This window comes from Paraburkholderia nodosa (assembly GCF_001718195.1).
Taxonomy (GTDB): Bacteria; Pseudomonadota; Gammaproteobacteria; order Burkholderiales; family Burkholderiaceae; genus Paraburkholderia; species Paraburkholderia nodosa_A.
In genome coordinates, this window is sequence record NZ_MCNV01000022.1 from 21,678 (window position 1) to 38,520 (window position 16,843).

The following is a 16,843-nucleotide window of genomic DNA, read 5'->3' on the forward strand; positions in this document are numbered from 1 at the left end:
CGCGTTCGCTTACATCGGCGGGACGACGCCGTTCTTTTCGACCACCACGCGCTGCGCGGCATACGCACCCTGTGACGCGGATTTCGCGACCACGAACACTTGCTTGCCTGGCGCCAGATCGGAGCGCGCAGCCGGCACGAAGGTGACGATCGGTACATTGGGCGGTACCGTGACCTCATTGCTGCCGCCCTTGTACGACAGCTTCAGATTGCGGCCGTCCGTGCCCTGCACGACAGTATCGACATTCGCGTTGGTCATCGTGCTGTTCGGGCCGAGGTCCCACGCGTAGTGTCCCTCGCCCGTGCCGCGCGCGGCTTCCGGGAAGACCACGACTTCGGTCGCCGTCAGCCTGCCATCAGTACCGGTCGTCGCGGCCGTGCCGACGAACGTACCCGGCTTGATGTCGGATAGCTGCATCGCCTTGACAGACGAGACGGGAACGTTGGCCGCAAGGTCGATCGACACCGTATCGCCACTGCGTCGATGGACCTTGAGAACATCGCCATCGAGAGAAACGATACTGCCGCGAATACGCACGGGCTTCGCGTCAGGCGTTTGCGCCAGCGCGCTGCCGGCAAGCGCCATTGCGGCAAGGGTCGCTGCAACTTTGAGTCGAATGGTCATGAATGCTCCATGTAGCGGATATGCGTTGAGGAAAGAGTCGATTGCACTTCAGGAACCGCCGAACCAGTTGTAGCCCTGGTTCTCCCAGTAACCGCCGGGATACTCGTTCGTCACCGTGATGGCGACGATATGCTTTGGATTCTTGTAGCCGAGTTTGGTCGGCATGCGCAGCTTCATCGGAAAGCCGTATTTCGGCGGCAGCACGTCCCCGTCATAGGTCAGCGTAAGCAACGTTTGCGCGTGCAACGCTGTTGGCATATCAATGCTGGTCCAATAGTTGTCGGCACAATGGAACGCGACGTACTTCGCTGTCGTGTCGGCCCCGGCACGGCGGAGAAAATCAGAGAAACGCACACCGCCCCAGTGCCCAATGGCGCTCCAGCCCTCGATGCAGATATGACGCGTGATCTGGCTTTCCTGTGGCAGCGCTCGCAGTTCGTCGAGGGTCCATATGCGTTTGCCGTTCGCACGTCCTCCCACTTGCAGCCGATAGGTCGCAGAATCGACTTCCGGTACGTCGTCGATGTCATAGAACGCGTTGAAAGGGAAAGGCCGCGTGATCATCGACTCCGGATACGTCGGCGCCATCTTGTTCGGATCGAACAGCAGCGCCTGCACGCGGTCATTGAAGAACGACATCTTGCGCAGCATGGTATTGACCGACTTGTCGTTCGAGAGATCGCAGCCCGAGAGCAACGCAATGCCGCCGAGCGTGAGTATGTGTCTGCCGAGCAACCTGCGAGCGGGACTCTTCAATTCGCCGCGAGCGTCCTTGATGATCGAATCCGCGTTTGAAACGAGAAACGCATTGAGTGGTTTTTTGCGAGAGGGCATGTTCGATCACCGTCCGCGAACCATCAGGCGCAGCGAGCGCGGCACAAGCGCGACCATGACGACGTGCACCACGAAAAACGCTACGAGAACGCTCATGGCGAAGAAGTGGACGGCCCGTGCGTTGTCGTACCCCCCCATGAGCGTTCGCAGCAGGGGAAACTGAACCGATTTCCAGACCGCGAGGCCGGAAAGGATCACGACTGCGATGTCGACGATAACCACGACATACGCCAGTTTCTGAACGGCGTTGTAGCGCGCCAGATCTTCGTGTGCCAGCTTGCCGCGCAGCGCGGCGACAAGGTCCCGGCGTAGCGTACTCAAGCGGATCGGGAGAAGCTTTCTCCACAAGCGCCTTGAAAGGAGATTGAGGCACACGTAGACGAGGTAATTCGCGACCAGCACCCACATGATCGCGAAATGCCACTGCAATGCGCCGCCCAGCCAGCCGCCCAAGGTCATGCTCGCGGGAAATTTCAGGCCGGCAAAGATAGGCGAGGCATCGTAAATCTGCCAGCCGCTGGTCACCATCAGCACGACCGCGACGGCGTTGATCCAGTGTGTCGCGCGGACCCAGAGAGGCTGAATGATCGTTCGGCTCATGTGCAGGTTTCGTGGAAGTTGTTCGTCTGCGATCGGATCTGGCCCGATCGTTCCGTGGTCGGCTCCTTGTTGGTGGGTAAACCTCCTACTCACGTCCCTATTCCACTGCTGCCGGGAATTTTTTCCTTTCAGTTTTCCGACAGGCACGAACGCCGAAATCACGTTGAGCGCATCGGGCTTTCAAGCGCAGTGAAATAAAGGGAGCATGCAGAACGTTTTCCCGGTGTCCTCATTTCGTCACAAGGCCGTGGTGCTATCTCGACAGATGCTTTCCGCGTGAATGGGGCATGCCGGCAACCAAAGGGGGTGCTCCACCTGTCAGTACGGTGGCGGCACAACTTTTGCGCGCGTCCGAGCACATGCGATTGCTGCTCGCCGCGGGCGGCTCCCGCCCGGAAAAGTGGAGGTAAAAGAGCGTGCTGGGTCGCAACCCCATCCGTCGGCGTGGCGTGACCATGGTTTGTCTCAAACCCCACGCAAGCGCAATCGCAATGTTTGCCTGCACTGCCATTGCAGCTGTCGGGGTCAGCGCCGCTCCTGTCGACACGTCCGCACCGCTGGCACAGTATCGGCTCGATCCGGCCCGTTCCGGTGTGACATTCGACGTCGCGAACGCCTGGCACTCGAATCTCACGATGCGCTTTAGCCGCGTAGGTGCCGAGCTCGATGGATTCCAGGGCGCGGCTTCGGGCCGCGTGGTGGTGACGATCGACGCGACAAGCCTCGAAGCGAACGCGCCGTTTGTCACCCGAATCGTCGAAAGCGGCGGCATGCTCGACGTGGCGCATTATCCGGCCATTCGCTTCGTCAGCACCCGCCTTGTCCGGATCGGTCCGTTCAATGGCCTGTTGACAGGGGATCTGACGATCCGCACGACGACTCGCCCCGTCACGCTCGATGTCACCTTCGACACAGCTCCGGACGATCCACCGGGCGCTCCCGAGACGCTGGCCTTCTCCGCCGACGGCCATTTCAGCCGGGCAGCGTTCGGTCTGACGAAATGGTCCTCGGCAGTCGGGGATGACGTGCACATGAGAATCCGTGCCGAATTTGTCAGGGAACGTGCCGATCCGTGAATCGGCGGTCTGCTTCCGGTTCGAACAGAGACCTATCCCGGGAATCTGCCAGGAGCCATAAAAAAACCGCACCCGGCAACTACGCCGGACGCGGCCCGGACTGCAAACGTATGGGGACTCGAGGTGGCCAGGCGCCGCCTGCGCTTACTTCTTCACGGCAGTCGGATCGAGGTTCTTGCCGGTGGCCTCGTTATAGCGCTGCACGTATTCCTCGGTGAGCTTGCGCACCGCGCGGCCGATCTTGCGATAGTCCGACTCGTTGAGGTTCGCGAGCGACACGCGCCCCGAAGGATGCGGCGTGCCGAAACCCTTGCCCGGCAGCAGCACCACGCGCGCTTCCTCCGCGAGACGGAACAGCAACTCGTTGGGCTTGACCTGCTTGAGCAGCCAGTCGACGAATTCGCGCCCAAAGCGCTTCTCGCCCATGTATTCCATGTCGAGGATCGTGTAGTAGTCGACCTGGTTCGGATCGCCCTCGCCGTAGGGCACGCCCATTTCCTCGAAGAGCGCGCGCTTGCGGTTGCGAATGAGGCGCTTGAGCGCGTTCTTGTACGCGTCGGGCGTGTCCATGAGCGAGAACAGCGAGAACAGCACCATCTGCACCTGCTGCGGCGTCGAAAGACCGGCCGTGTGGTTCAGCGCGACAGTACGGCTGTCGGCCACCAGACGGTCGATGAACTTGAGCTTGTCCGGCTCGGTGGTGATCGATTCGTAGCGCTTGTGCAGTTCCTTCTTCTCGTCCTTCGGCAGCTTTGCGAGCGTGTGGTCGAGCACGTTGTCGCGGTGCGTGGCGATCGCACCCAGACGCCAGCCGGTCGCGCCGAAGTACTTCGAATACGAGTACACGAGAATCGTGTTCTTCGGCGCGAGCGCGAAGAGCGAGACGAAGTTGTCGGCGAAGGTGCCGTACACGTCGTCGGTCAGGATGATGAGGTCCGGACGCTCCTTCACGATCTCGGCGATGTACTCGAGGCTCGCGTCATCGATCTTTACCGAAGGCGGGTTACTCGGGTTCACAAGGAAGAACGCCTTGACCTTCGGATCGCGCAGCTTGTCGAGCTCCTTCTTCGAGTACTGCCAGTTGTTTTCCACCGTGGCGTTCAGATGCACCACGTTGAGCTGGTAATCGTTGAGTTCCGGAATCTCGATGTACGGCGTGAAAATCGGCATGCCGAGTGCGATGGTGTCGCCGGCCTTGATCAGGAAGTTCTCGCGCATCGTGTTGAAGATGTACGTCATGGCCGCCGTGCCGCCTTCTACCGCGAACACGTCGAACTCGCCGACGAACGGATGCTTGCCGATCATCTCGCGGCGCAGATACTGCCCGACGATGATCTCCGAAAGCTTGAGCATGCGGTCCGGCACCGGGTAATTGCAGGCGAGAATGCCTTCGCACATCTCATAGAGAAAGTCGCCCGCCGAGAGCCCCAGCTGATCGCGCACGTACGACACCGCGCCCGCGAGGAACCTGATGCCGGGCTGCCCCTTGTTCTCGCGCACGAACAGGTCGAAGCGCTCGACGATGCCGTCACGCTGCGGGAAGCCGCCCACGCCCTCGGGCATGTAGGCAAACGAGCGCTCGGACTCCCGCATGGCAAAGAGGCCGAGTTGCCAGAAGCCGTGACGCGGAATCGTGGCGAGGAAGTTGGGGTTGCCGCGGCCCGCGTTGAGCATCGCGAGATTGGCCGGGCGCGCGGTCGCGCCGCCGCCGGCCGCCTTGATGAGTTCGTCCTTCAGCTCGAACGGGCTCAGTGCATCGAGACCCGACTTTTCTTTCGCGCCGTTACCCTTCGCTTTCGTTGCCATGGTGTTCTCCATTGGAAGACGTTGCGTGTGCCGCGCGCTTTTTTCCTCGCGCAGCACACGTTGAGTGCATGTCATGCAAGACCGACCACGAGCGGCCCGAGCAGCGTGAGCAGCACGTTCGCGATCGCATAGGTAATGGCGAACGGCACGGTGGGGACCGCGCTTTCCGCCTTGTCGAGAATGCCGCCGAACGCCGGGTTCGCACTGCGCGCGCCGGACAGCGCGCCCGCCAGAATGGCCGCGTTGTTGTACTTGAGCACGTAGCGGCCAAACAGCATCGTGAGGAAGAGCGGTACCAGCGTCACCACCACGCCTAGCAGGAAGATCGTGATGCCGCTCTGCTTGACCGTCACAACGGCCTGCAGGCCCGAGTTCAGGCCGACCACCGCGACGAACGCCGCAAGCCCGAAGTCCTTGAGCAGCTGCGAAGCCGCGGGCGGCATCACGCCGTACATGGGGTGCTTGCCGCGCATCCAGCCGAACACGAGACCCGCGAGCAGGCAGCCGCCACCGGAGCCGAGCGTGAGCGGAATGCCGGCCACGTTCACGACGATCAGGCCCACCAGCAGGCCGAGCACGAGGCCCACGCCCATGTAGATGAAGTCGGTCTTGTTGCTGTACGCGAGTTCGTAGCCGGCGGCCTGCACGGCGCGTTTCGTATCCGTTGCGGTGCCATAGATCGTCACCACGTCGCCGTGCTCGAGCTTCGTTTCGGGCAGGAGCGGCACGGGCTGGCCAACACGTTCGATCTTCTCGATGTACACACCGTGACGCAGATCGCGGTCCACGTTCTTGCGCACTTCGGCAATCGTCGTGTGGTTCATGCCCTTGCGCGTGAAGACGAGCTGGCGCGTTTGCATCACGAGGCTCATGCCGCCCGAGTCCGGCACTTCCGGCCCGATCAGCGCGCCCACTTCGACCATCTGCTCGCGACGGCCCACGACCAGCACGACGTCGTCGCGGCTCAGCACGAAGTCGGGGGTGGCGTCGAGCACCTTGCCGGCGCGGCGAATCTTCTCGACCGCGACGAAATCGCTCTCGGCCAGCTCGATCTGCTTGACGGTCTTGCCCGCGGCTTTCTCGACACGGAACACGCGCCCGAACAACTCGGGCAGCGCCGTGATCTGGCCCGGCCCCGCAGCGGCGTTGCCGCCCGACATCTCGCGCTCGGCGTCCGCGGAGGCGTCCTTGAGGCTGCGGCCCATGAACTTCGGCAGGATGTTCACGCAGACGATGATCGCGCCGAGCGAGCCGAACACGTAGGTGACGGCGTAGCCGATCGCGACGTCGGCCTGCATGGCCTTCACCTGGTCGGGCGGCAAGCCCAGGCGCGCGATCGCGTCGCCGGCCGTGCCGATGATGGCCGACTGCGTCATGCCGCCCGCCGCGAGACCGGCGGCAAGGCCCTTGTTGAGGTGAAAGAGCTTCGCGCAAACCAGCACGGTGGCGAGACCCGCCACCGCCATGAACACGGCCATGGCGATTTCGCGCAGCGTCTTGCGGTTGAGCGAGTTGAAGAAGCCGGGGCCCGAGTCGTAGCCCACGGCGTAGATGAAGACGGCGAACATCACCGCCTTCACGCCGTTGTCGACGGTCACGCCCACCTGGCTCACGACGACGGCGGCGAGCAGCGAGCCGCCCACGCCGCCTAACTGGAACTTGCCGAAATTGATCTGACCGATCCAGTAGCCAACGGCCAGAGAAAGAAATAGCGCGATTTCCGGGGATTTGTGAAAGATGTCATGTAGCCATTCCATCGTGTCCTCGCTTTGAGAAAGAACCCCCTTGCTGCTGGGGATGGCCGGCAATGAGACACCGCCGGCCAGATCGAGCCGAAAACACCAGCCAGGATGCGTCAGCCAAACTTCGCCGCGAGCCCTACCACCACGGGGCCCATGAGCGGCAAGAGGATGTTCGACAGCGCGTAGGTGATCGTGTAGCCGATCACGGGAGTCGAGTTGCCGGCTACGCCGACGAGCGCACTGATCGCCGGCGTGCTGCACTGCTGGCCGGCGATGGCGCCGAGCAGCATCGGCGCTTCGAGCTTGAGGAACATGTGCCCGATCCACAGTGCGAGGAGCCCGGGAATGAGCACCATCAGAATGCCTGCGAGCGGCAGCGCGAGACCATACTCGCGCACGAGCTTGATGGCGTCGGGGCCGGCGGAAAGCCCGACGGCCGCGATGAAGGTGGCAAGACCAAAGTCCTTGAGCACCTGCGCGGCGGCCGAGGGCAGCGAGCCTACCAGGGGGTAACGTGAGCGCAGCCAGCCGAAGAACAGACCCGAGAGCAGGCATCCGCCGCCCGTGCCGAGCACCAGCGTGACGCCGCCCACGTTCACGCCGAAACGCCCGATCATCATGCCGACCAGCACGCCGAGGCCCAGATAGACGAAGTCGGTCTTCTGGGTCTGCTGGATCACGTAGCCCAGACGCTTCGCGCCGCGCGCGACGTCGCTGGGCGTGCCGACCAGCGTCAGCACGTCGCCGCGATGCACGACCATGCCGGGCAAGGCGGGCACCGTGTTGTCGAGCCGCGTGATCGCGCCGACGTAGATGCCGCGGCCCGCTTGCGGCGCGGCGCGCTCGCGCATTTGCGCGAGCGTGAGGCCGCTGACGTCGCGCTGCGTAACCATCACGTCCACGCGTTTCGCGAGCAGCTTGAACAAGCCCTCGCCCGGCATCTCTTCGCCGAGACTGCCTGCTGCTTCGATCACGGCTTCGCGGCGCCCGGCGATCAGCACGATGTCACCCGGCTGCAGCACGGACTGCGCATTGGCGTCCAGTTGGCGTCCATCGCGCAGCACGTACTCGATCGTGACGTTGTTGCCAAAACGCGCCTCGAAGGCGGCGACTGCGGCGCCGGCTGCGGGACCCACCTTGAACGCGCGACCTTCGAGCGGCGCGAGCGCGAGCCGCTGTCCTTCGTCGAGCGCGCCGTCGCCGCTGAGCTTGCGATACAGGCGCGCGGCCTCCTCCCGCAGGTTCACGCGCAGGATCAGCGGGGCAATCTGGCTGGTGAAGAGCACGATGGTGATGAGGCCAAAGAGGTAGCTCACGCTGTATGCGGTCACGATATGCGCCTGCAGCGTGCTCACCTGGGCGTCGGTCAGGCCGAGCCGCGTGATCGCCTCGGAAGCCGTGCCGATCACGGCCGATTCGGTCGCCGCGCCCGCGAGCAGGCCCGCCGCTGTGCCCGCATCGAGCTTCATCACGACGACCGCGATCATGACGAGCGCCATGACCGAGACGATCTCGACGATCGAGAGCAGTCCGTAGCGCCAGCCGCGCCCGACGTTCGCGAAGAACTGCGGACCGCCCGTGAAGCCGAGCGCGAAGATGAAGAGTGCGAAGGCGACGTTCTTGAGGTCCGGCGAGATGCGCGCGCCGGTTTGCCCGAGCACGAGCGCGACGATCAGCGTGCCACACACGCCTCCGAGGGAGATCGGACCGAAGCGGATCGAACCAATCAGATAACCGAGCGCGAGGCTCACGAACAGGGCAATCTCGGGTTGCGACTTCAGCAATTCGACGATCATGTCTGGTCTGCCGATTTACGTTTTAGTTAGCCCGAAAGCGTGCTCAAAAAACGAGCGGTAATGCACATTAAATAACATGCAGCGCTAATTCCCGGTCGTTATTTTCCCTCACGCACAACAATTCATTCACACAGAAAAAGCGTCAACGCGCGCTTAATTCCGGCTCGTAAATGACGGGAAATTCACCGACCGCAATGACTCACAATTCGCCAGAGGCAAAGGGCGTCTCGCCTGGAATCTGGCGGTTCTGACAGACATCCGCTGCTTGCGTGAATTACGCAGACACGTTATCCGCAATGCACAATATTTAGATAGTGACAAAAACGCACAGCGCATTCCTCACTCAATACATGCCGACTGCGTATTGGATCTTTTACAAGTAAGAAATGCTGTCGCGTGTTGAGATAGATATTGTAATTCTCACGGACTGTCAATATTATTTTTGTTAGATTCCCGCGGTCGTCCATCGCAGTAGTTCATTCGAGGCACATTGACCAGAACAACGCGACACATCGCTTCGTTCCTCAACTTCACCAGCAGTTGCGGTGTCCCTCAACCGGTCCATGCATCGAGCATACGAGGCTACACATGAACCAGATACATGCCATGCGCGTCTTCGTCAGGGTGGCGGAAACCGGGAGCTTTCGTCGCGCCGCGCAGCAGCTCGACGTCTCCAACGCGCTCGTCACGCGCTCCGTCGCGATGCTCGAGGCGCACCTGAATGCACGCCTCATCAATCGCACCACGCGCAATCTCGCGCTCACCGAGGCGGGTCAGCGCTACCTCGAAGGCTGTCGTTGCGTGCTGGAGGAACTCGATCATCTGGAGCGCTCACTGGCGCACACGGAAAGCGAGCCGAGCGGCACGCTGCGCGTGGTGGCCGCCGGCGCGCTCTCGCTTGCAACGCTCACGCCGCTCATCGACGGTTACCGGCGTCTGTATCCACGCGTGAACGTGCGCCTCACGCTCGCCGAGCGGCCCGTGGATCTCATGGAAGACGGCTTCGACGTGGGCATCGTCGGCGCCACGCCCGCACGCAACGGCGAGTGCGTGGAGCGCGCGCTCGGCACCACGACGTTCGTCCCCTGCGCGGCGCCCGCATGGCTCGCCGAGCACGGCGAGCCGCATACGCCCGAGGAGCTCGCGCAATGCGCGGCGGTCGCGCTGCCTCCCGAGGAGCGCAGCGCGACGTGGCAGTTCGCGAAGCCCGGCGAGCGTGCACAGCAGGTCACGCTGCAGCCCGGCTACGCCGTCAACAACATGCTGATGGTGCGGCTCGCCGCGCTGGCCGGCATGGGCGTGGCGGTCGTGCCCGCGCCGCTCGTCGCCGACGACTTCACCGCGGGCACGCTGCGGCGGCTACTGCCCGACTACGACATCGACGATCCCGACGCCCGCATGTCCATCGTCTATCCGAGCCGCCAGTATTTGCCCGCGAAGACGCGTCGCTTCGTCGACTACACGGTCGAGCATTTCGAGCTTTCGCGTCATGGATCGCCCATGGCGGCGAATTCCAATGGCGCACCGAGCCGGCCGCTGAGCGTGGCGTGAGCACACAGCGGGCGGGCGTAGTGTGCTCACCCGATGGTTTGAGAACATGCTGCTTGCAAATGCGCCGTTAGCGAACATGCCGTTCGCGCGACAATGCATCAGAGCCGGGGCGAACTGCCGTCGACCGGAACCAGCAGGCCCCCGTCGCCCGCGCCGCACAGTTCGCGCAGCAATGCCGCCTCGCGCTCGTGCACTTCCACGGGTAGCCACAATGCCCCCGCCCAGGAGAGGTAGCGCGCGCGATGCTGGCCGTTGCGAAACGCCACTACCCCCTCGTGCGCAAGTCCGAGCCATCCGGCCAGCCCCGCCACGCGGCGTTTGCTGATCGTCACGTAGGGCATCTGCGGCACGCGCTCGTTATCCGGATCGAGAAACTCGCGTATGCCGCGAATCTTGCCGCTATGCCAGTCGTCGACGGGCTTGAGCACGTAGTCGGTGTCGTCGCGGTCGGCACAGAGAAGCAGCTTTTGCAGATCGACGATCACGACGACGTGGCGCGTGCCGTCGGTCGTGAAGACGCGCTTGAAGCGCACATGGTCATACGCGTCGTGGTCGGGCAACGGGACAGTCCAAAGAGGTCCACAAGCGGGATACGGCGAGGAATCCGAAACGGAGGTGATGCTGGACATGGACGTCAATTGCATGCGTTTGGTGGAGACGTAGTTCAGGAAATGAAACCGGCCTAAGCTACGGATGAGCCATTAAATTTTTGTGACGAATGCGGGGCGCATCGAGGACTGACACATGACGATCGAAACCTTCGGCGAGCACGTGCGTATCGAAAGCCAGGAACATGTAGCAATTGTCGTGCTCGACCGCCCGGCGCAGCGCAACGCCATCGACAGACCCGTTGCGACTGCACTCGCTGCCGCCTTTGCACGCTTCGAAGAAAATCCCGCATGGCTCGCGGGTGTGCTGTACGGCGCGGGCGGCACGTTCTGCGCGGGCGCGGACCTCACCGCGCTCGCCGACCCCGAACGCCGCAATGAAATTCGCGCGGACGGCAGCGGCGCGGGCCCGCTCGGCCCCACGCGCATGTCGCTCAGCAAGCCCGTAATCGCGGCGATTTCAGGCTACGCCGTTGCGGGCGGGCTCGAACTCGCACTGCTGTGCGACCTGCGCGTGGTCGAAGAAGACGCCGTGCTCGGCGTGTTCTGCCGCCGTGTGGGCGTGCCGCTCATCGACGGCGGCACGGTGCGCCTGCCGCGCCTGATCGGGCTGTCGCGCGCACTCGATCTGATCCTCACGGGGCGCGCCGTCGATGCGCAGGAAGCCCTCGCGTTCGGCCTCGCCAATCGTGTGGTCGCCAAAGGCGGCGCGCGCCAGGCCGCCGAGCAACTTGCCGCACAACTCGCGTCGTTGCCCCAAGCCGCGTTGCTCGCGGACCGCCGCTCGGCGCTCGAACACAGCATGCTGCCCGAAACTGCCGAGGCGTTGCGCCGCGAAGGCGCGCTCGGCTATCGCGCGGTGCTCGACGAGGGGCTCGCACTCGCGGCGCGCTTCGCGGCCGGCGCGGGCCGTCACGGCGAACCGCTCGATCCGCTGAAACAGAAGTGAGCTAAACAAAATCGCACGCGAACGTCGTGACAGCCGATTGACGTGTCGATGGCCACACTGCGCAGCGCTTGACGCTTGAAGGCGCGCGCCCGACCCACTACATTGAAATTGATCCGCGCCGCTGCCCCCGCCCCTGCCGCCATGTGTAATGACGCTGAGGACTGCTGCGTCGTCTAACGGCAATCTTCAGACGAACCGCCCCGGCGCCCCCTTCCCTGATGCCGCATCACGGGAGGGATCTCATGCCGACGGATCGAATCATCCGCTTCGCGGACTTCGAACTCGACGTCGAGCGGTACCAGTTGCGCCGAGAAGGTATGGAGGTCAAGCTGGAGCGGTTGCCGATGGATCTTCTGATCCTGCTTGCCTCGCGCCGCGGCGAGCTGATCTCGCGCGCGGACATCGTCGACCGGCTGTGGGCCGGCAGCCCCTTTCGCGACACCGACAACGGCCTGAACACGGCGATCCGCAAGATCCGCATCGCGCTCGCCGACGACCCCGCCAAACCGCGCCACCTCATCACCGTGAAGGGCAAGGGCTACCGGTTCGACGGTATCCTGCCCGAGCCGTCCGAGGTTCACGGTGCGTCGGCTGCCGCGCGCGACCCGCTAACGCCGCGCGAGAGCGAGCACGCGCCGCCCGCCGTACGCATGCTGGTGCTGCCGTTCACCAACCACACCGGCGACGCGAGCCAGGACAGCCTGTGCAGCGCCCTCGCCGATGAGATCTCAGTTACCCTCGGCGCGCTCAACCCCGAGCGCCTCCTCACGATCGCGCGCACCACGGCGGCGCGTTACCGCGCGACACAAAAGAGCATCGGCGAGATCGCGCGCGAACTGAAGCTCGACTACGTGCTCGAAGGCTCGCTCACGCGCGCGGGGCAGCAAACCCGCATCCTCACGCGTCTGATCCGCTGCGCCGACGAAGCGCAGATCTGGAGCCGCGCGCACGAAAGCGCCACGCAAGGCGCACTCGACATCCTCAAGGAAGCGGTCGCGGCGCTCGCCGAGAACCTGGCGACCACGCTTTCCGAGCAGCAGCGCACGCGCCTCGAGCGGCGCCTGCCTGTCAATCCCGCCGCGCACGACGCGTATGTGCGCGGGCGTTTCTTCTGGTATCGCCGCGTGCATTTCGAAGCGGGCTTTTGCGCGCATCACGGCATCGACGGCGAAGACTTCGTGCGCAGCCGAACCTACTTCGAGTCCGCGCTCGAGCACGACCCGAGTTATGCGCTCGGCTATACGGGCCTTTCGAACTACTACGGATCGACGGTTGTGCATGGCTTCGTCGCGCCCGACGACGGCTGGCCGGTTGCGCGCTCGCTCGCCGAAAGCGCGCTCGAACTCGACCCGGATCTGCCCGAGGCGCATCACGCGCTCGCGGCCGTGCGCTACTTCTACGACTGGGACTGGGACCAGGCCGAGGCCGGCTTCAAGGATGCCCTGCGGCGCAACCCGAGTTACCCGGAGGCGCATCGGCTCTATGCGCGCATGCTGGTGGCGGCGGGACGCCGCGCGGAAGGCGACGCCGCGATGGAGCGCGCCGAGCGCATCGATCCGCTGGCGTTCCAGGGCTCGCGCGCGTTCGGCATGGTGATGTCGGGCCGGCATGCGGAAGTCGTGAGTGAATATCTCGCGCCGGGGCACATGGACCATCCGCCGCTCGTCTATCAGTTGCTCGCTACGGCGTTCGAAGTGAAAAAGCTGTATGCGCAGGCCGTGGACGCCACCGTGGAGGCGCTCGAACGCTGCAACCAGCAGGCGCGTGCGACCACCATTCGCGCCCGCTGGGAAACGGGCGGCTATGACGCGGTGCTGCGCTGGTATCTGGAAGACCTGCTCGCGCGGCGGCGGGCGCGATACACCTCGCCGCTGCTCATCGCCGAGGCCCATGCGCGTCTCGCGCAGCCCGACGAAATGTTCCGCTGGCTCGAAACGGCGCTGGCCGAGCGCAGTTCGCGGCTATGTGAGTTGCGCACGAATCCATGGTTCGCGCCCTGGCGCCCGACGGGGCGCATGCGGCTCATCGAAAAACATATTGGCGGCGGCCCGACACGCTGAGCGTGGCGCAGATTGCGAGAGCGAGTCGGGTCGCCGTCCTGATACCTGGGTCTCCCTGTCGACTCAGTTCCCGTGATAGAGCCCTTCGTTCAGCGCCTTCTGCTGGCCCGATTGCTCGGAGCGCACCAGGTCCTGATAGACCTGCGCGTGCGTGAGCCTCATCGGCGCGCCCGATGCGCTCGTCGACATCGGCGAGCCACCCACGTCCTGCGCAGCCGGCGGTGTGCTGGCCTGTTGTGACGGGTCGTCGCTCTGCGATTGCGCCAGCGCGCTACCTGCGAATAAGGCGGCCGCTGCGGCCACCGCGATGCGTACTGTGGTCATCGTGTTCATGACATCGCTCCAGGAAGGTTGCGCATATTCGGTTCCGTCATGCGCGGGACGGACGACGCGAGGGCGGCGACCGACGGCGGGCGGGCCGGTGGGCGGACTGTTTCGCTCGTTGGATCGTGTGGGTATCGTGCTGCCCGCGAGCGCGTTGCGCCATGCACGTAACCTGTAGAAATCGTCAAGAAATATGAAGGAACGGTGAACGGAGTCCGGCAGGAAAAGCTGTTGTTTTCCCAACAGCTTTGAAAAGGGTGCCGTATGCGTTGTGTCGGGTTTCAGTACAATTCCGCGTTGACTTAAATAAAACGGCTTCGCGCTCAATGCCCGTCGCCGTCCTGCGCCGACCCCACGCCATGCCCCTGCCTCTTCTCGCCCTTGCCGTTGCCGCTTTTGGTATCGGTACCACCGAATTCGTCATCATGGGTCTGCTGCCCGACGTCGCGCGCGACCTGAGCGTCTCGATCCCGGCGGCGGGCATGCTCGTCTCGGCCTATGCGCTCGGCGTGACGATCGGCGCGCCCATCGTCGCCATCGCCATTGCCAATGTGCCGCGCAAGCAGGCGCTCATGCGCCTGATCGGCATCTTCATCGTCGGCAACCTGTTGTGTGCGCTCGCGCCGAACTACTCGATCCTGATGGCCGCGCGCATCGTTACCGCGTTCTGCCACGGCGCGTTCTTCGGCATCGGCTCGGTGGTCGCGGCCGGCCTCGTCGCGCCGAACCGCCGTGCGCAGGCCATCGCGCTGATGTTCACGGGCCTGACGCTCGCTAACGTGCTGGGCGTGCCGCTCGGCACAGCGCTCGGCCAGATCGCCGGATGGCGCACGACGTTCTGGGCCGTGACGGCCATCGGCATTCTCGCAGCGGCGGCGCTGCAGGTGTGCCTGCCCGCGAAGATCGAAATGCAGAAGGCGAGCCTCGTGCATGAGTTCGGCGTGCTGAAGAACCCGCAGGTGCTCATGGTGCTCGGCATGAGCGTGCTGGCCTCGGCCAGCCTCTTCGCGGTGTTCACCTACATCACGCCGATTCTCGAAGACGTGACCGGCTTCTCGCCGCATGAAGTCACGTTCGTGCTGCTGCTGTTCGGCCTTGGGCTCACGGTAGGCAGCACGCTGGGCGGCAAGCTCGCCGACTGGAAGCTCATGCGCTCGCTGCTCACGCTCCTCGCCATGATCGCCGTGGTGCTCGCCGCGTTCTCGCTGACCATGCACGACCCGATAGCGGCCATGGCGACGATCTTCGTGTGGGGCATCCTTGCGTTCGCGATCGTGCCGCCGCTGCAGATACTGATTGTCAACCGCGCGAGCGATGCGCCCAACCTCGCCTCCACGCTCAACCAGGGCGCATTCAATCTCGGCAATGCAGGCGGCGCCTGGATTGGGGGCGTCGCGATCAGCGCAGGCGCGCCGCTCACGGCGCTGCCGTGGGTGGGCGTGGTCACGGCTTTCGCAGCGCTCGCGCTCACACTGGTTTCGGCGCAGATCGACCGGCGCGCGCGCCGCCGTGTGGCGATTTCGGGGCCGACTTCCTGCGCTTGATGCTTTGCTCGATGCGGGCACAGGCGGGCGCGTGTTGCACTGAGGCGCGCGCGCTCAACCTGAGGCACGCCTGCGCCGCGATTTTCATGCGCACGTAGTAGCATCACGCCCGATGAAAACCGTCCTCACCCGCGACTTTCTCGCGCTGATCCTGAGCGTGGCCGTGGTCGGTCTCGGCTCCGGCGCGACGCTTCCGCTCACCGCCCTCGCCCTCACCGACGCCGGCTACGGCACCGCGATCGTCGGCCTGCTCACTGCCGCCCAGGCGCTGGGGGGCCTTGCCGTCGTGCCGTTCACGGCATGGATCTCGACACGCTTCGGCTCGCGCCAGGTGATCGTCGGCTCGGTGCTGACCGTGGCCGTCGCGACCGCATTGATGCAGACCAGCGCCAATCTGTGGCTCTGGGCGCTCCTGCGCATGCTCTGCGGCGCGGCGCTCATGTTGCTCTTCACGATCGGCGAAGCCTGGGTCAACGAACTCGCCGACGACTCGAACCGCGGCCGCGTGGTGGGCATCTACGCGACCACGTTCACGCTGTTCCAGATGTCGGGCCCGGTGCTGGTGAACCAGATCGCGGGCTATACCGCGTGGCGCTTCGCGATCTGCGGCGCAATCTTTCTCATCGCGCTGCCAATGCTCGCGGCGATCCGTTCGAATCCGCAGCAGACCGACATGCACGAGCCGCACGGGAGCTGGCGTCACGTGATGCCGAAGATGCCCGCGCTCATCGTCGCCACCGGGTTTTTCGCGCTATTCGACACGCTCGCGCTGTCGCTGTTGCCGCTCTTCGCGATGGGTCACGGCATCGACACCGAAGTGGCCGTGCTGTTCGCCTCAGTCGTGCTGCTCGGCGACACGACCATGCAATTTCCCATCGGCTGGCTCGCCGACCGGCTCGGCCGCGAGCGCGTGCATGCGCTCATGGGCGTGATCGTCGCGGTGCTGCTGCCGCTGTTGCCCTTCGTCGTCGATACGCCCTGGCTGCGCTGGCCGCTCCTCTTCGTGCTGGGCGCGGCGGCGGGCTCCATTTATACGCTCGCTATCGTGGCCTGCGGCGAGCGCTTCGCGGGCGTCGCGCTCGTTTCGGCGAGTGCGCTTGTGAGCGCGGCGTGGAGCGCGGCGAGCTTCGCCGGCCCGGTCGTCACCGGCGCGCTGATGGAGCACGCGGGCCAAGACGCGATGCTGTGGGTGCTGTTCGCGGGCGCATTGGTGTTTCTCGGCGCGCTGCGCTGGGAGCGGACGCGAGGTTTGGCGCAAGCGCGCGCATAACGCGAGTACGCACGAAAAACGGCCGATGCGCCTTCAAAGCGCATCGGCCGTTTTGCTTG

General features: G+C 64.4%; 14 protein-coding genes. 6 read left to right on the plus strand and 8 right to left on the minus strand.

The genetic code is table 11. The features are described 5' to 3' along the window. Positions 1 to 9 precede the first annotated feature (9 nt). From BFD71_RS28945 to BFD71_RS28955, 3 genes are read right to left on the minus strand one after another with little or no spacing between them, the layout of a single operon-like run. Entirely contained in the window at positions 10 to 624 is a 615-nt protein-coding gene (locus tag BFD71_RS28945) for a hypothetical protein (protein WP_069267741.1), read from the minus strand. 48 nt (positions 625 to 672) lie between these two features. After that, complete coding sequence (locus BFD71_RS28950; RefSeq protein ID WP_069267742.1) at positions 673 to 1,458, minus strand: molybdopterin-dependent oxidoreductase; 786 nt, start codon at positions 1,456 to 1,458, stop codon at positions 673 to 675. A gap of 6 nt (positions 1,459 to 1,464) precedes the next feature. Further along, a complete protein-coding gene (locus BFD71_RS28955; RefSeq protein ID WP_069267743.1) occupies positions 1,465 to 2,058 on the minus strand; it encodes a cytochrome b/b6 domain-containing protein in 594 nt (197 codons plus the stop codon). A gap of 491 nt (positions 2,059 to 2,549) precedes the next feature. Here BFD71_RS28955 and BFD71_RS28960 point away from each other — a divergent pair, with 491 nt between their 5' ends. Further along, complete coding sequence (locus tag BFD71_RS28960) at positions 2,550 to 3,134, plus strand: YceI family protein (RefSeq protein WP_256094964.1); 585 nt, start codon at positions 2,550 to 2,552, stop codon at positions 3,132 to 3,134. Between the two features lie 144 nt (positions 3,135 to 3,278). Here BFD71_RS28960 and BFD71_RS28965 read toward each other — a convergent pair whose 3' ends face one another. From BFD71_RS28965 to aspT (BFD71_RS28975), 3 genes are all read right to left on the minus strand, one after another. Beyond that, positions 3,279 to 4,940: a bifunctional aspartate transaminase/aspartate 4-decarboxylase gene (locus tag BFD71_RS28965; protein WP_069267745.1), complete on the minus strand. Its 1,662-nt coding sequence runs from the start codon at positions 4,938 to 4,940 to the stop codon at positions 3,279 to 3,281. Positions 4,941 to 5,011: 71 nt separating this feature from the next. Continuing rightward, positions 5,012 to 6,697, minus strand: a complete 1,686-nt coding sequence (gene aspT / locus BFD71_RS28970; RefSeq protein WP_069267746.1) for an aspartate-alanine antiporter — start codon at positions 6,695 to 6,697, stop codon at positions 5,012 to 5,014. A 98-nt stretch (positions 6,698 to 6,795) separates the two neighbouring features. Then, positions 6,796 to 8,478 (minus strand): aspartate-alanine antiporter, encoded by a 1,683-nt coding sequence (gene aspT, locus BFD71_RS28975; RefSeq protein WP_069267747.1) that lies wholly within the window; start codon positions 8,476 to 8,478, stop codon positions 6,796 to 6,798. Positions 8,479 to 9,066: 588 nt separating this feature from the next. Between aspT (BFD71_RS28975) and BFD71_RS28980 the strand changes: the two genes are divergently transcribed. Then, positions 9,067 to 10,029 carry a LysR family transcriptional regulator gene (locus tag BFD71_RS28980; RefSeq protein WP_069267748.1) on the plus strand — a complete coding sequence of 321 codons (963 nt, stop codon included), beginning with the start codon at positions 9,067 to 9,069 and terminating at the stop codon, positions 10,027 to 10,029. A 98-nt stretch (positions 10,030 to 10,127) separates the two neighbouring features. On the opposite strand, the gene BFD71_RS28985 is transcribed toward BFD71_RS28980, so the two are convergent. Further along, positions 10,128 to 10,658 (minus strand): plasmid fertility inhibition factor family protein, encoded by a 531-nt coding sequence (locus BFD71_RS28985; protein WP_141710832.1) that lies wholly within the window; start codon positions 10,656 to 10,658, stop codon positions 10,128 to 10,130. 115 nt (positions 10,659 to 10,773) lie between these two features. Here BFD71_RS28985 and BFD71_RS28990 point away from each other — a divergent pair, with 115 nt between their 5' ends. Together BFD71_RS28990 and BFD71_RS28995 are read left to right on the plus strand one after the other, a co-directional pair. Beyond that, a complete protein-coding gene (locus BFD71_RS28990) occupies positions 10,774 to 11,586 on the plus strand; it encodes a crotonase/enoyl-CoA hydratase family protein (RefSeq protein ID WP_069267750.1) in 813 nt (270 codons plus the stop codon). 242 nt (positions 11,587 to 11,828) lie between these two features. After that, complete coding sequence (locus BFD71_RS28995) at positions 11,829 to 13,646, plus strand: winged helix-turn-helix domain-containing protein (protein WP_256094965.1); 1,818 nt, start codon at positions 11,829 to 11,831, stop codon at positions 13,644 to 13,646. A gap of 63 nt (positions 13,647 to 13,709) precedes the next feature. Here BFD71_RS28995 and BFD71_RS29000 read toward each other — a convergent pair whose 3' ends face one another. After that, a complete protein-coding gene (locus BFD71_RS29000; protein WP_256094966.1) occupies positions 13,710 to 13,979 on the minus strand; it encodes a hypothetical protein in 270 nt (89 codons plus the stop codon). 350 nt (positions 13,980 to 14,329) lie between these two features. On the opposite strand from BFD71_RS29000, the gene BFD71_RS29005 reads away from it, so the two are divergent. Beyond that, on the plus strand, positions 14,330 to 15,514 hold the full coding sequence (locus tag BFD71_RS29005; protein WP_069267752.1) for an MFS transporter: 1,185 nt from the start codon (positions 14,330 to 14,332) through the stop codon (positions 15,512 to 15,514). 112 nt (positions 15,515 to 15,626) lie between these two features. Further along, positions 15,627 to 16,784 (plus strand): MFS transporter, encoded by a 1,158-nt coding sequence (locus tag BFD71_RS29010; protein ID WP_069267753.1) that lies wholly within the window; start codon positions 15,627 to 15,629, stop codon positions 16,782 to 16,784. The last annotated feature ends 59 nt before the right edge of the window (positions 16,785 to 16,843 follow it).

Bases quoted from the DNA above. Each gene is read 5' to 3' on its own strand.
- BFD71_RS28945 (WP_069267741.1), bottom strand. From the start codon at position 624: ATGACCATTCGACTCAAAGTTGCAGCGACCCTTGCCGCAATGGCGCTT.
- BFD71_RS28950 (WP_069267742.1), bottom strand. From the start codon at position 1,458: ATGCCCTCTCGCAAAAAACCACTCAATGCGTTTCTCGTTTCAAACGCG.
- BFD71_RS28955 (WP_069267743.1), bottom strand. From the start codon at position 2,058: ATGAGCCGAACGATCATTCAGCCTCTCTGGGTCCGCGCGACACACTGG.
- BFD71_RS28960 (WP_256094964.1), top strand. From the start codon at position 2,550: ATGTTTGCCTGCACTGCCATTGCAGCTGTCGGGGTCAGCGCCGCTCCT.
- BFD71_RS28965 (WP_069267745.1), bottom strand. From the start codon at position 4,940: ATGGCAACGAAAGCGAAGGGTAACGGCGCGAAAGAAAAGTCGGGTCTC.
- aspT (WP_069267746.1), bottom strand. From the start codon at position 6,697: ATGGAATGGCTACATGACATCTTTCACAAATCCCCGGAAATCGCGCTA.
- aspT (WP_069267747.1), bottom strand. From the start codon at position 8,478: ATGATCGTCGAATTGCTGAAGTCGCAACCCGAGATTGCCCTGTTCGTG.
- BFD71_RS28980 (WP_069267748.1), top strand. From the start codon at position 9,067: ATGAACCAGATACATGCCATGCGCGTCTTCGTCAGGGTGGCGGAAACC.
- BFD71_RS28985 (WP_141710832.1), bottom strand. From the start codon at position 10,658: ATGTCCAGCATCACCTCCGTTTCGGATTCCTCGCCGTATCCCGCTTGT.
- BFD71_RS28990 (WP_069267750.1), top strand. From the start codon at position 10,774: ATGACGATCGAAACCTTCGGCGAGCACGTGCGTATCGAAAGCCAGGAA.
- BFD71_RS28995 (WP_256094965.1), top strand. From the start codon at position 11,829: ATGCCGACGGATCGAATCATCCGCTTCGCGGACTTCGAACTCGACGTC.
- BFD71_RS29000 (WP_256094966.1), bottom strand. From the start codon at position 13,979: ATGAACACGATGACCACAGTACGCATCGCGGTGGCCGCAGCGGCCGCC.
- BFD71_RS29005 (WP_069267752.1), top strand. From the start codon at position 14,330: ATGCCCCTGCCTCTTCTCGCCCTTGCCGTTGCCGCTTTTGGTATCGGT.
- BFD71_RS29010 (WP_069267753.1), top strand. From the start codon at position 15,627: ATGAAAACCGTCCTCACCCGCGACTTTCTCGCGCTGATCCTGAGCGTG.